Genomic DNA, 12,377 nt, shown 5'->3' with positions numbered 1-12,377 from the left:
GACTACCTGGCGGTCATCAGCAGGAACACGGCGGTCGGAACGTTCCCATGACGCGTGGACGGCGTGTTACTTGCCCGGTCGGGGCTTGCACATCCGCCCGTGCAGGCGCATTATTCAACACATGATGAATTCGGTCGTGGTGATCGAGGGCCTCCGCGTCGTCCGAGGCGGCCGGACGGTGCTCGACGGCCTCGACCTGCGGATCGGCCCCGGCGTGACCGGGCTGCTCGGACCGTCCGGCTGCGGCAAGTCCACGCTGCTGCGGAGCATCGTCGGCGTCCAACGGGTCGCCGCGGGCACGGTCACGGTGCTGCGCGAGCCGGCGGGCAGCGCGCCGCTGCGCGACCGGGTCGGCTACCAGACCCAGTCCGCCAGCACGTACGACGACCTGACGGTCCTCGAGAACCTGCGCTTCTTCGCGCGAGTGCTGGGACTGCCGACCGCCGCGGCCGAGGAGAGCCTGGCGGCGGTGGATCTGACCGGTCACCGCGACGCGGTGGCCGGCCGGCTCAGCGGCGGCCAGCGCTCGCGTGTGGGCCTGGCCGTGGCCCTGCTGGGCACCCCCGCACTGCTGGTGCTCGATGAGCCGACAGTCGGACTCGACCCAGTGCTGCGTCGCGACCTGTGGGCGCTCTTCCACCGGATCGCCGACGCCGGGACGGCGGTCCTCGTCTCCAGCCACGTCATGGACGAGGCGGAGCGCTGCGACGCACTGCTGCTGATGCGGGAGGGCCGGATCATCGCCCACGGCACGCCCTCCGAGATCAAGGAGTCGCAGGGCGCTGTCGACATCGAGTCGGCGTTCCTCGCCCTCGTCGAGGGCGCGGCGGGCGGGGACGCGGCATGACGCCCCGGGTGACCCTGGCGATCGCCGTCCGCGTCCTCACCCAGCTGCGTCGCGACCACCGCACGCTGGCGATGCTGCTGGTGCTGCCGTGCCTGCTGCAGGCGCTGCTGTGGTGGATCTTCCAGGACACGCCGTTGGTGTTCGACCGGATCGGCCCCGCGCTGCTGGCGATCTTCCCGTTCTTCGTGATGTTCCTCGTCACCAGCATCACCACGCTCCGGGAGCGTTCCGGCGGCACCCTGGAGCGGCTCTTCACGATGCCGATGGGCCGCCTCGACTTCCTGGTCGGCTATGCGCTGGCCTTCGGCGCGATCGCCGCCGTGCAGGCGGCCCTCGCCGCCGGTGTCGCGATCGGGTTCCTCGACCTCGACCTGCGCGGACCGGACGCGCTGCTGGTGGTGGTCGGCGTCGCCGACGCGGTGCTCGGCACGGCGCTCGGGCTGTTCGTCTCGGCGTTCGCCCGGACCGAGTTCCAGGCGGTGCAGTTCCTGCCGGCCGTGGTGGTGCCGCAGATCCTGCTCTGCGGGCTGATCGTCCCGCGGGACCGGCTGCCGGAGGTGCTCGAGGCGGTGGCCAATGTGCTGCCGCTGACCTGGGCGGTCGACGCGATGGAGCATCTCGCCACGACCACCCGCACCGGTGAGGTCTGGCGCGACGTCGGCATCGTGATGGCCTTCGCCCTCGCGGCGCTCGCGCTCGGCGCCGCGACCCTGCGACGTCGTACCGACTGAGCCGTGCCGCCGGAAACCCGTAGTTTTGGGCCATGCGACCGCTGCAGGGCTCCCTGACGCTGCTGTCCCGCAGCGCGGCGGTCGGCCGGATCGGACGGCGGTTCGTCGCGGGTGAGCGGGTCGAGGACGCCGTCGGCGTCGCCGCCGGGCTGAGGGTGGACGGCTTCGAGGTCGGCTTCGACCACCTGGTGGCCCCGGCGCGGTCGGAGGCGCAGACGGTCGCGGCGGTCGCGGCGTACCGGACCCTCATCGATCGGCTCGCCGACGCCGGCCTCGCGGCCGGTGCGGACGTGACCCTCCGCCCGGAGGTGCTCGGTGAGCCGCTGCTCGACAACGCCCGGAAGGTCTGCCGCACCGCGCACCGAGCGGGCGCCACCGTGACCGTCGCGCGGCCCGAGCCGGGGAACGTCGACGCGGCTCTCGTCCTCGTGGCCGAGCTGCGACAGGAGTTCCCCGACGTCGGGGTGACCCTCCGCGCCGCAGAGCCACGGACCGAGGACGACTGCCGGGCGCTGTCGGGCCGCGGCAGTCGGGTGCGGCTGGGGCGCGGCTCGGGCGACGACCCGGCCGAGGTCGACACGGCCTACGTCCGCTGCCTCAAGGTGCTGCTCGCCGGCGACGGCTACCCGATGATCGCGACCCACCACCCGCGGCTGATCGAGATCGCGGGCGCACTCGCGAGTCGCTACGGCCGCGCACCGGCGACCTACGAGCTCCAGCTGCACTACGGCGTCCGGGCAGTCGAGCAGCGGCGGTTGGCGGCCAGCGGGAGCAGGTGCGGATCCAGCTGCCGTACGGCGCCGAGCGGTACGCCGACCTGATGCGGCGACTGGCGGAGGGCCCCGGCAACCTGAGACTCTTCCTCACGTCGTTGGTCCCAGGACGGTGACCACCCAGGACAGGAATGAGCAGGGCGTGGGCGAGAAGCGGACCGCTGTCATCGGCGCGGGTGTGATGGGGGAGACCCTGCTGTCCGGCCTGATCCGGGCCGGCCGGAGCGTGGCGTCGCTCGTGGTCGTCGAGAAGCGAGCCGAGCGCGCGGCCGAGCTCGCGGAGCGGTACGCCGTCCGCGTGGTCGACGACATCACCGCCGCCGCGGCGGCCGACACCGTGCTGCTCGTGGTCAAGCCACAGGACATGGCCGACGTCCTCACCGAGCTCGGCCCGGCCCTGCGCCCCGGCCAACTCCTGGTGTCCCTCGCCGCCGGCATCACGACCGGCTTCGTCGAGTCCCGCGTCCCCGACGGCGTCGCCGTCGTCCGGGTCATGCCGAACACGCCCGCGCTCGTCGACCAGGGCATGGCGGCGATCTCGCCCGGCACCCACTGCGACGACGGCCACCTCGCCGAGGCCGAGGAGCTGATGGCCTCGGTCGGCCGCGTCGTGCAGGTGCCCGAGAAGCAGCAGGACGCCGTCACGGCGATCAGCGGCTCCGGGCCGGCGTACGTCTTCTTCATGGTCGAGTCGATGATCGAGGCGGGCGTCCACCTGGGTCTGCCGCGCACCATCGCGCAGGAGCTGGTGATCCAGACCCTTGTGGGCTCGGCCACCATGCTGCGCGAGACCGGTGAGCATCCCGCGGTGCTGCGCGAGCAGGTCACCTCGCCCGGAGGTACGACGGCCGCGGCTCTGCGCGAGCTCGAGGTGCACCGGGTCCGGGCGGCCTTCCTGGCCGCGCTGGAGGCGGCGCGGGATCGCTCGCGCGAGCTCGGCAGCTGACTCGATCCCGAAGGTCGGTGGCTCAGGCGACCTCGGCCAGGCTGCGCACGGTCCGCACGCGGATGCCCGTACGCCGGGCGTCGTGGCGGCCGTAGCGGTCGAGCAGCCGGGCCTGCAGCCCGGCCCGCTGCGCACCGACCACGTCGTGGCGCAGCGAGTCGCCGACCATGAGCGTCGTGGCGGGTGCGGCGCCCAGGCGCGCGCACGCGGCGAGATAGGAGCGCGGGTCGGGCTTGGCTGCCGGCAGCGCGGAGGAGGCGAACACCGGCACGTCGGAGCGGAGCAGGCCGGTGCGGCGCAGCTTCTCGGTCTGGACGGCCAGCTCGCCGTTGGTGAGGATGCCGACCGGGAGCCCGGCCGCCCGAGCGCGGGCGATCGCCGCGGCCGCGTCGTCGAAGGCCCGCCAGGCGGCGCGGTAGTAGCCGAGGAAGCCGGCGTAGACGTCGTCGGCGAGCGTGTCGTCGGACAGGTCCCAGCCCGGCAGGAAGTCGCGGATCCGGGCCCGGCGGTGCTCGGTGTAGCTCACCTCGCCGCGCTGGGCCCGCTCGTAGTGGCGCGCCTCGAGCACGAACCAGCGCTCGACATGGGCCTCCAGGTCGGTCGCCGACTCCGCCAGGCCGAGCCCGGACAGCCACGAGCGAAGCCCGCGGTCGGCCGCGCCCCGGTGGTCGACCAGGGTGTCGTCCAGGTCGAGGAGCAGCGCCTGGAACGTCATGCGGAGCAGTCTGCCAGCGGCCTCCGACAGCTCTCACAGCCCCATCGCGCTCCTCGCCGCGGCGACCACGGGGGCGGTCACCTCGCGGCACCGCTCCGCCCCGCGGGCATACACCTCGGTCACGTGGACCGGGTCCGCGGCGAGGGCGCGGTAGCGCTCCTGGAGCGGCTCCAGCTCGGCCACCACCGCGTCGGTCACGGCCGCCTTGAGGGCGCCGTAGGTCGTGATCGCGTCCGCCGACCCGCCACAGGCGACCAGGATCTCGATCAGGTTGGTGACGCCCGCCTTGGCCTCCCGGTCCGCGCGGACGGCGCCCGGCCCCGTCTCGGAGTCGGTCACGGCGCGGGCGACCTTCCGGCGGACGACGTCCGGCGGGTCGAGCAGCGCGATCGACCCGGCGTCGGGACCCGACTTGCTCATCTTGCGGGTCGGCTCGGCGAGGTCCATCACCCGGGCGCCGGCGGGCGGAACGGTGATCTCGGGGAGCGCGAACACCTCCCCGTAGGTCGTGTTGAACCGCTGGGCGAGGTCGCGAGCGAGCTCGAGGTGCTGGCGCTGGTCGTCGCCGACCGGCACCTGTGCGGGCCGGTAGAGCAGGATGTCGGCCGCCATCAGGACGGGGTAGGTGAACAGCGAGGTGCGCACCGACTCCTGACGGCGCGACTTCTCCTTGAACTGGATCATTCGGCCGAGTTCGCCGGTGGTCGCGACGCACTCGAGCAGGTACGCGAGCTCGGTGTGCGCCGGCACCCGGCTCTGCCGGAACAGCGTGCTGTCGTCGAGCCCCGCCGCCAGCATCAGCGTCGCCTGCTCGGTGATCGCGGCGCGCAGCGTCTCGGGGGAGCGCGGCGTCGTGAGCGCGTGCAGGTCGGAGATGCCGTAGAAGCAGTCGGCCCCGGCCTGGGCGGCGCGCATCGGGCGCAGGGCGCCGAGCAGGTTGCCGAGGGTCAGCCGACCACTCGGGGTGAGGAGGGACAGACGTCGGGACATGGGTGCTCCTGGGGATGAGGCCCACAGGCGCCGGCACCGTCCGGAGGAGTACGACGGCCGCCCGTGGGCGGCCGGTGGTGAAGGTGTCGAGGGGCGGCCGCCGTCAGGCGGGCCACCAGGTGAAGGTCATCGGGCTCGACACCCGCACAGTGTCGCAGATCATCGCGCGGCCCGCAGCGCGTCGACGTCGGGGACCACCTGGCCCGCCGGGGTCAGCAGACCGAGCATCGTCGCCGCGATCGCCCGGGCGGCGTCGGCGGCAGGCAGTTCCTCGGCGTACACCGACGTCGCGGCGGCGTGGGTGACGGTGTGCATCGCCGTCACCAGCCAGGACACCGGGAGATCGGTGCGGAACCGGCCGAGCTCGCGGCCGTGGTCGATCAGCCGCCGGGCCCGCTCGCGGGGCTCGCTGTGGGCCGCGGCCATCTCGGCCACCGGCATGCTCTTCTCGGCGGCGACCACCAGGGCCCCATACCGGAGGGTGACCTGCCAGGTCGCGTCGATCAGTCGGACCAGGGCGGCGGCCGGGTCGCCCGCGAGGTCGACGTCGCGTAGCGCCGCCTCCGACTCCCGCATCGCCCGCTCCACGACGGCGGCCACCAGGACGCCGCGGTTCTCGAAGTGCCCGTAGAGGGTCACCCGGCCGACGCCGGCGGCCTTCGCGATGTCGTTGATGCTGGCGTCCGGGTCGCGGGCGAGGGTGGCGGTGGCGGCGTCGAGGATCGCCTCCACGTTGCGGCGCGCGTCGGCACGGAGGGGGCGGGTGGTCACGAGGCCATCATCGTGGACGCCCGGTCGGGCCCGTCGCGGCGCGGGGCGTGGCAGCCGGCGTACTCCTGCCAGCGCCAGGCCATCGCGGCCAGCATCAGCACGAACATCGCGACGTGGCCGACCAGCATCAGCCCGCCCCCGTCGAGGACGCCGGCCCAGTGGAGGGGCAGCGCGACCGCGAAGCCGGCGTACATGACGGCGCACATCTCGACGACCGGCGCCCAGCGATGGCCCCGGAAGCGCATCCAGCCGGCCATGGGGAGTGCCATCGTCGTCGCCATCACGAGGGTCTCGACGCTCGCCGAGCGGAGCCAGGACCCGTCGCCCGCGGCGCCGGTCGCGAGCATCCAAACCGGCCAGAGCAGCATCATGCCGATCAGCATCGCGGCGACCATCTCGCCGTAGTGGAGCGCGAACCTGCGGATCTGTCGGGTGCTCATCAGTGCAGACCTCCGGTGGGGTGGGTGGCGCCGGGCGAGCGCCCGGGCACGGACACGAGGCAGAGCGGTGCGGCGACCGCCGCGACGCCCGCGGCCACGGCGAACCCGTGGACGAAGCCGGTGGTGGTACTTCCGGCGATGCTGGCCGCGGCGACGCTCGAGATCACCGCGGCACCCAGTGATGCGCCGAACTCGTGGAACGTGCTGACGATCCCCGAGACGATCCCGGACTCGTGGGCCTGGACGTGCCCGAGCGCGGTGGCGGACGCGGCGACGAACAGGGCGCCCAGGCCGAGCGCGGCCCCGGTGATGCCGAGGACCACGGCGGCCGACCCGTCGACCAGCGCCGGTACGGCGAACCCGGTCCCCGCGACCACGAAGCCCGCCGTCGCGAGCGCCCGGGCGCCGACCCGACCGATCAGCCGTCCGCCGGCCGTGGCACCGACGACGGTGGCCACCGCGATCGGGAGGAACAGCAGGCCGGTCACGAGTGCGCCCCGACCGGCGTGGTGCTGGAGGTAGAAGGTGCCGAGGAAGAAGCCGGCGACCATCAGCGCGGTCGCCGCCACGATGAGGAAGGTGCCGCTCGCGACGGGGCGCCGGGTGAGCAGGCGCAGGTCCATCAGGGGAGAGGCGGCGGTGTGCTGGCGCAGCCCGAACAGCACGTAGAGCCCGACCGCACCGGCCAGCAGGCCGAGCGTGCGACCGCTGAGCCAGCCATGGTCACCCGCGCCGATGAGGGCGTAGATCGCGGTGCCGGTCGCCGCGGTGACCAGCGCTGCTCCGAGCAGGTCGAGCCGCGCGGGGGCCGCTGTCGTCGTACGGGTGGGGGTGGCGGGAAGGCGCCGGGCCAGGCCGAGGGCGACCACGATCCCGATCGGGACGTTGACGAAGAAGACCCACGGCCAGCCAGGACCGGCGGTCAGCACACCGCCGAGGAGGACGCCGAGGGCGGCGCCCCCGCCGCCGAGCGCCGACCATACGCCGAGGGCCCGGTTGCGCTCCTCGCCCTCGAAGAGCCGCAGCACCGCGGCCAGGGCGGCTGGGGAGAGCAGCGCCGCGCCGAGGCCCTGGGCGATCCGGCTGCCGACGAGTACCTCGGCGGAGTCGGCCAGGCCGGCGGCGAGGGAGGCCGCGGTGAACAGGGTGAGTCCGGTGAGGACCACCGGCCGCGAGCCCAGCAGGTCGGTGACCCGGCCGCCGAGCAGCATCAGGCCGCCGAACGCGAGCGTGTAGGCGCTGATCACCCAGGTCGTGGCGGCCCGGGAGAGGTCGAGGTCGGTGCCGACGTGGGGGAGCGCGATGGCGACGACGGTCACGTCGACGATCAGCATCAGCTGGGCGGCGCCCAGGAAGGCGAGCGTGCTCCAGCGGCGGGGATCGGGCGTTCCGGTCCCCGGCGTCGGGGCGGTGGCGGTGGCGTGGGACATCCGGACTCCTAAATTGAACAGTGACGTTCAAGATCATAAGTCGAACATGTGTGTACGACAAGGCCCCGGCGCGCGGGCGTATGCGCCCCGGGGTACTCCGGGCCGCGCCAAGCGCCCAGGGTGGCGCCGACGGGGGAGCGGGAACGGTGTGCCAGATGTGGTCGGGACGACGTCCCGGGCCAGGCTCGGGTCAAGCCGACACGCCGGGCCGAGAAAGTTTCACTGGCGAATCTCTTCCCCACGAGTCACATCTGGCCCTATTGTCACGCAAGTGGCGTCCGGTGTTCACAGCTGGGGAAGGCGGTGACGGGCGCTCAACAGAAAGCGTGGTTGGTCATGGCTCCTACGTCGCGCGAGCGCGCCGAGTCCCTCCCGGACCCGAAGTTCCTCACGATCGCCGAGGTCGCCTCGGTCATGCGCGTCTCCAAGATGACGGTCTACCGCCTGGTGCACGGTGGCGAGCTCCCGGCCGTCCGGGTCGGTCGCTCGTTCCGCGTCACCGAGGAGGACGTCAACGAGTACCTGCGCAAGTCCTTCTACTCGGCCGGGTAGCCGAGCGCGTCGCCCTATCGAGGCCGTCGCACGGGCGGTGGATCGGGGCGACGTGGCGGTACGCCTGGCCGGGCGATGTCGGTGGCCGGTGCAGGAATCGCCGGTCGACCGGTTGTTCCTGCACTTGTCGGGCGTTGCAACGGCCGCCAAGTGCAGGTTTCGCCGGTCGACCGGCGATTCCGCACCCGGCGGACCGGCCCGCGAGCGGTGCGATCTTCGTCCCATCTCCCGCGCTGATTCTCCGCGCTCACGCCGGTCCGGATAGGCTGACCGATGCTCCGGGGTCTCCCGGGGCGTCGTACGTCACGCCGGGAGCGAGTGCGCCCGGCGATCTGGAGAGGTTCCACGTGGGTTCTGTCATCAAGAAGCGCCGCAAGCGCATGGCGAAGAAGAAGCACCGCAAGCTGCTGAAGAAGACGCGCGTCCAGCGTCGCAAGCTCGGCAAGTGACCCGAGCGAGCCAGTAGCTCACGCAGTCTCGCCTCGTCGGCGCCCGGGTGCGCCGGCCTGATCCGAGGAGTCGGTGGAGATGGGCGCCGGACGCACGGTCCTGGTCACAGGGGTCTCGCGAGACCTCGGCCGCACCCTTGCGCGCACCCTGGCCACCGATCCCGGGATCGATCGGGTCATCGGCGTCGACGTCATCCCCCCGCGGGGCGACCTCGGCGACGTCACGTTCGTGCGCGCCGACATCCGCAACCCGGTCATCGCGAAGGTCATCGCGAAGGAGGACGTCGACACCGTCGTCCACATGAGCGTGATCGCGACCCCCGGCTCCGCCGGTGCCCGCGGCACCATGAAGGAACTCAACGTCATCGGGACGATGCAGCTCCTGGCGGCCTGCCAGAAGGCCGAGGGACTGCGCACCCTGGTGGTGAAGTCCTCGACCACGGCGTACGGCGCCAGCAGCCGCGACCCGGCCATGTTCACCGAGGACATGGAGCCGCGCCGGCCCGCGCGCACCGGCTACGCCAAGGACGTCGTCGAGGTCGAGCAGTACGTCCGCGGCTTCGCCCGCCGCCGTCCCGACGTGACGGTCACCCTGCTGCGCTGCGCCAACGTGATCGGCCCGCGGGTGGTGAGTCCGCTGGCGTCGTACTTCCGGCTGCCGGTGATCCCCACGGTCCTCGGCTTCGACCCGCGGCTGCAGTTCCTGCACGAGACGGATCTCTACCGCGTGCTGCGTCACGCGGTCCGCGAGGACCGCGGCGGCACCTTCAACGTCGCCGGCGACGGCCTGCTCATGCTCTCCCAGGCGCTGCGCCGGGCCGGCCGCCCCAATGCTCCGGTCCCCGGGTTCGCCTTCGGCAGCCTCGGCTCGGCACTGAAGTCGGTGCGCCGCGCCGACCTGTCGCCCGAGCTGGTGGCGTTCCTGACCTACGGCCGGGGGGTCGACACCACGCGGATGCGCAGCGAGCTCGGGTTCGAGCCGCAGTACACCACCTCCTCCGCCTTCGCCGAGTTCGCCGCCTCCCTCCCACCGCCGGCGCGCCGTACCGAACGCGCGCTCGGCTCGCTCGCCGAGCGGCTCCCCGCGGTCGACGACGACCGTCCCGCCCGGCTCGCGCTCGCTGGAGGCACGGATGGCTGACGCCGAGATCATCCCGATCGGCACCCGCGGCCAGCCCGGCCGCGGCACCGGCAAGCGGCCCTCCGCCGCGGCCCGCGGCCTGGCGCCCAAGTCCGGTACGCCACGCAAGGCCCCGGCCCCCAAGCCCGAGCCCGCAGAGCTCCCTGACGCGGCGACCCCTGACCGTGGCGCGGACGAGACGGTGGCCGAGCAGCCGGTGCCCGCGCCGGCACAGCCCCCGGTGGCCGAGCCGGCACCTGAGCAGCGCCCCGCCGCGCGCGCCGAGGAGCGCGGCCTGAGCCCGCTCGCGGGGATCCCCGTCGGCGACTGGCTCGCCGCCTTCCAGCACGCCAGCAAGGAGCTGTTCGGCGACCAGTGGGAGCCCCAGCTGGCCCGCTTCCTCGCCTTCCTGCGGCGCCGGCTGACCGGCGAGTACGCCGTGGACGAGTACGGCTTCGACGCCGAGGTCACCGAGCGCTTCTTCATGGCGGCGCTGCGGCCGGTGGCGCAGAAGTGGTTCCGGATCGAGGTGCGCGGGATCGACAACATCCCGGCGGAGGGCGGCGCCCTGGTCGTCTCCAACCACTCCGGAACCATCCCGGTCGACGGCCTGATGACGATGGTGTCGATCCACGACCACACCGGCCGATTCCTGCGGCCGCTCGGCGCCGACCTGGTGTTCCGGCTGCCCCTGGTCGGCTCCGTGGCCCGCAAGGGTGGCGCGACCCTGGCCTGCAGCGAGGACGCCGAGCGGATGCTGCGCGGCGGCGAGCTGGTGGGCGTGTGGCCCGAGGGCTTCAAGGGCATCGGGAAGCCGTTCTCCGAGCGCTACAAGCTCCAGCGCTTCGGCCGCGGCGGCTTCGTGTCCGCCGCCCTGCGCACCGGCGTCCCGATCGTGCCGCTCTCGGTGGTCGGCGCCGAGGAGATCTATCCGCTGGTCGGCAACATCCCGTCGCTGGCCCGCCTGCTCGGGGTGCCGTACATCCCGATCACGCCGCTCTTCCCGCTCCTCGGCCCGCTCGGGCTGGTGCCGCTGCCGTCGAAGTGGCTGCTCGAGTTCGGCGAGCCGATCCGCACCGACGAGTACGACGCCGGCGCGGCCGAGGACCCGATGCTGGTCTTCAACGTGACCGACCAGGTCCGCGAGACCATCCAGCAGACGCTCTACAGCCTGCTCATGCAGCGCGAGTCAGTCTTCCGCTGAGATTCTCTCCTGCGCTCGCACTCCGCGGGCTGGGACGGGCTGTAACACGCCGTCCGCGCGACGAGGTGTCACTTCTCCGCACGAACGGGCCGAAAAGCGGCCGATACCTGCTGAAACGCGACGGGTAGTCGGGTGGACAGCGTGTTACAACTGCCCGGCCCGGCCCGGCCCGCGCGCCAGCGGAGCGTCAGGGCGTGGTGCCGAGGAGGCCGCCGAGCAGGCCGCTGACGCCCTCCACGAGCCCGCCCAGCAGGCCGGGGTCGGTGACCCCGTCGGTCGGCTGGGGCTGCCCGTCGAGCCCGAGGGTGCCGGTGAGGCCACGGGTGACCTCCTCAACCGTCTTGCCGACGGTCTTGGTGGGCTTGGGGTTGTCAGGCGGCTTCGGCTGCGTCGTCTCCGGAGGAGGCGGCGGCGGGACCTGGCCCGGCGGAGCGGTCGCGGTGGCCGGCGGCGGCGTGGTCGCAGCGGGCTCGTCCTTCTTCGCGGCCGGCGGCGGCAGCACCTGGGTCGCCGAGGCGCTGATGTCGCCGCTGAGCACCGCGCTGAGCGGCAGGGTGGCGAAGGAGGGGATCTCGGCGACGCCACCCTCGGCGCAACTCGGGCAGGCATTCCAGGCGGCGGCGTCGATCTGGCGGATCGTCTGGGTCGCGGTGATCAGGATCGAGCGGCTGTCGGAGGGGACGACCGGGCCGAGGTCGCCGAGCACGTCCATGCTGTCGCCGGCGAAGGCGCGCAGGTCGGCGATCCGGTCGGCCTTGCCGGTGGCGGCGTAGTCGTCGAGTGCGAACTCGGACGCCTGGCGCGCCTGGTCGGTGAAGTCCTGGAGCGTCTTGTTGATCGCGTCGGCGCTCGCGTCACGCGCCACCAGCGAGCGGAACTCGCCGAGGCGGGACTCGGCGTGGGAGATGAGAGCCTCGGCCTTGGCGGCGCCGTCGGGCTGGAGGTTGGTCTGCGCGTTCTCGATCGCCCGCTTGACGGGGTAGAGGACGTCGCCGGGAAGCGCGTCCTGCGAGGCCATCGCCATCGACCCGGTGGCGGACACCACGGCGAAGCCGCCGATCACGGCGGCGAGGCGACGCTCGCGGGAGCCGCGGCGCTGGCGCGGGGTGAGCCGGACGGCCAGCGCCTCCTCGGCCCGGGCCGGCTCCCTCTCGGCGGCCGCGACCAGCTGGGAGCGCAGGGAGGACACGAACTCGGGACGCGCGGTGACCGGCGGGACGGCGCGCAGGGCGGCGACGAGCTCGAGCAGCTCGGCCTGCGTCTCGTGGTCGGCCGCGGCGTCCGCGCCGCGACCGGAGACCAGCGCGTCGAACTCCTCCGCGCCGCGCGACCAGCCGTTGCCCCGCATCACCATGACCGTCCTCGTGTCGGGAGGGTCGCCAGGGCCCTCGAGCTCTCTCGGAGGTCCA

The 12,377-nt window shown here is 73.2% G+C and carries 14 protein-coding genes; 8 read left to right on the top strand and 6 right to left on the bottom strand.

Going from position 1 to position 12,377, the window contains the following annotated elements:
* The first annotated feature begins 121 nt into the window (after nt 1–121).
* From QJ852_23935 to proC, 4 genes are all read left to right on the top strand, one after another.
* Nucleotides 122–847, top strand: a complete 726-nt coding sequence (locus QJ852_23935; GenBank protein ID WGX96185.1) for an ABC transporter ATP-binding protein — start codon at nt 122–124, stop codon at nt 845–847.
* Nucleotides 844–1,578: an ABC transporter permease gene (locus QJ852_23930; protein WGX96184.1), complete on the top strand. Its 735-nt coding sequence runs from the start codon at nt 844–846 to the stop codon at nt 1,576–1,578. Before QJ852_23935 ends, QJ852_23930 begins: the two co-directional genes overlap by 4 nt.
* Before the next feature lie 32 nt (nt 1,579–1,610).
* Nucleotides 1,611–2,399, top strand: coding sequence for a proline dehydrogenase (locus tag QJ852_23925; protein WGX96183.1), 789 nt, complete (start codon nt 1,611–1,613; stop codon nt 2,397–2,399).
* Between the two features lie 94 nt (nt 2,400–2,493).
* Entirely contained in the window at nt 2,494–3,297 is an 804-nt protein-coding gene (gene proC, locus QJ852_23920; protein WGX96182.1) for a pyrroline-5-carboxylate reductase, read from the top strand.
* A 22-nt stretch (nt 3,298–3,319) separates the two neighbouring features.
* Here the strand turns inward: proC and QJ852_23915 are convergent, their stop codons facing one another.
* The 5 genes from QJ852_23915 to QJ852_23895 form a co-directional block, all read right to left on the bottom strand.
* Nucleotides 3,320–4,012: an HAD family hydrolase gene (locus QJ852_23915; GenBank protein ID WGX96181.1), complete on the bottom strand. Its 693-nt coding sequence runs from the start codon at nt 4,010–4,012 to the stop codon at nt 3,320–3,322.
* 33 nt (nt 4,013–4,045) lie between these two features.
* Nucleotides 4,046–5,002, bottom strand: coding sequence for a tryptophan--tRNA ligase (gene trpS, locus QJ852_23910; GenBank protein ID WGX96180.1), 957 nt, complete (start codon nt 5,000–5,002; stop codon nt 4,046–4,048).
* A gap of 159 nt (nt 5,003–5,161) precedes the next feature.
* Nucleotides 5,162–5,773: a TetR family transcriptional regulator gene (locus QJ852_23905; GenBank protein WGX96179.1), complete on the bottom strand. Its 612-nt coding sequence runs from the start codon at nt 5,771–5,773 to the stop codon at nt 5,162–5,164.
* Entirely contained in the window at nt 5,770–6,213 is a 444-nt protein-coding gene (locus tag QJ852_23900) for a hypothetical protein (protein WGX96178.1), read from the bottom strand. The genes QJ852_23905 and QJ852_23900 overlap by 4 nt, the downstream gene beginning before the upstream one ends.
* Nucleotides 6,213–7,643: an MFS transporter gene (locus QJ852_23895; protein ID WGX96177.1), complete on the bottom strand. Its 1,431-nt coding sequence runs from the start codon at nt 7,641–7,643 to the stop codon at nt 6,213–6,215. The genes QJ852_23900 and QJ852_23895 overlap by 1 nt, the downstream gene beginning before the upstream one ends.
* 336 nt (nt 7,644–7,979) lie before the next feature.
* Here QJ852_23895 and QJ852_23890 point away from each other — a divergent pair, with 336 nt between their 5' ends.
* The 4 genes from QJ852_23890 to QJ852_23875 all read left to right on the top strand — a co-directional run bounded on the left by QJ852_23890 (nt 7,980) and on the right by QJ852_23875 (nt 10,968).
* Nucleotides 7,980–8,195, top strand: a complete 216-nt coding sequence (locus tag QJ852_23890; protein ID WGX96176.1) for a helix-turn-helix domain-containing protein — start codon at nt 7,980–7,982, stop codon at nt 8,193–8,195.
* A gap of 347 nt (nt 8,196–8,542) precedes the next feature.
* Nucleotides 8,543–8,644 (top strand): AURKAIP1/COX24 domain-containing protein, encoded by a 102-nt coding sequence (locus QJ852_23885; protein WGX96175.1) that lies wholly within the window; start codon nt 8,543–8,545, stop codon nt 8,642–8,644.
* A gap of 79 nt (nt 8,645–8,723) precedes the next feature.
* Nucleotides 8,724–9,785, top strand: coding sequence for an NAD-dependent epimerase/dehydratase family protein (locus tag QJ852_23880; GenBank protein ID WGX96174.1), 1,062 nt, complete (start codon nt 8,724–8,726; stop codon nt 9,783–9,785).
* Complete coding sequence (locus tag QJ852_23875; GenBank protein ID WGX96173.1) at nt 9,778–10,968, top strand: lysophospholipid acyltransferase family protein; 1,191 nt, start codon at nt 9,778–9,780, stop codon at nt 10,966–10,968. Before QJ852_23880 ends, QJ852_23875 begins: the two co-directional genes overlap by 8 nt.
* A 187-nt stretch (nt 10,969–11,155) precedes the next feature.
* Here the strand turns inward: QJ852_23875 and QJ852_23870 are convergent, their stop codons facing one another.
* A complete protein-coding gene (locus QJ852_23870) occupies nt 11,156–12,322 on the bottom strand; it encodes a DUF5667 domain-containing protein (GenBank protein ID WGX96172.1) in 1,167 nt (388 codons plus the stop codon).
* Nucleotides 12,323–12,377 lie beyond the last annotated feature (55 nt).

Source organism: Nocardioides sp. L-11A (assembly GCA_029961745.1).
Taxonomy (GTDB): domain Bacteria; phylum Actinomycetota; class Actinomycetes; order Propionibacteriales; family Nocardioidaceae; genus Nocardioides.
The sequence above is the reverse complement of the archived record's forward strand: the minus strand, read 5'-3'. Positions and strand labels throughout refer to the sequence as shown.

Coding starts and splice junctions, on each gene's coding strand:
- QJ852_23935 (WGX96185.1), top strand. CDS start 122: ATGATGAATTCGGTCGTGGTGATCGAGGGCCTCCGCGTCGTCCGAGGC.
- QJ852_23930 (WGX96184.1), top strand. CDS start 844: ATGACGCCCCGGGTGACCCTGGCGATCGCCGTCCGCGTCCTCACCCAG.
- QJ852_23925 (WGX96183.1), top strand. CDS start 1,611: ATGCGACCGCTGCAGGGCTCCCTGACGCTGCTGTCCCGCAGCGCGGCG.
- QJ852_23915 (WGX96181.1), bottom strand. CDS start 4,012: ATGACGTTCCAGGCGCTGCTCCTCGACCTGGACGACACCCTGGTCGAC.
- trpS (WGX96180.1), bottom strand. CDS start 5,002: ATGTCCCGACGTCTGTCCCTCCTCACCCCGAGTGGTCGGCTGACCCTC.
- QJ852_23900 (WGX96178.1), bottom strand. CDS start 6,213: ATGAGCACCCGACAGATCCGCAGGTTCGCGCTCCACTACGGCGAGATG.
- QJ852_23895 (WGX96177.1), bottom strand. CDS start 7,643: ATGTCCCACGCCACCGCCACCGCCCCGACGCCGGGGACCGGAACGCCC.
- QJ852_23890 (WGX96176.1), top strand. CDS start 7,980: ATGGCTCCTACGTCGCGCGAGCGCGCCGAGTCCCTCCCGGACCCGAAG.
- QJ852_23880 (WGX96174.1), top strand. CDS start 8,724: ATGGGCGCCGGACGCACGGTCCTGGTCACAGGGGTCTCGCGAGACCTC.
- QJ852_23875 (WGX96173.1), top strand. CDS start 9,778: ATGGCTGACGCCGAGATCATCCCGATCGGCACCCGCGGCCAGCCCGGC.
- QJ852_23870 (WGX96172.1), bottom strand. CDS start 12,322: ATGGTGATGCGGGGCAACGGCTGGTCGCGCGGCGCGGAGGAGTTCGAC.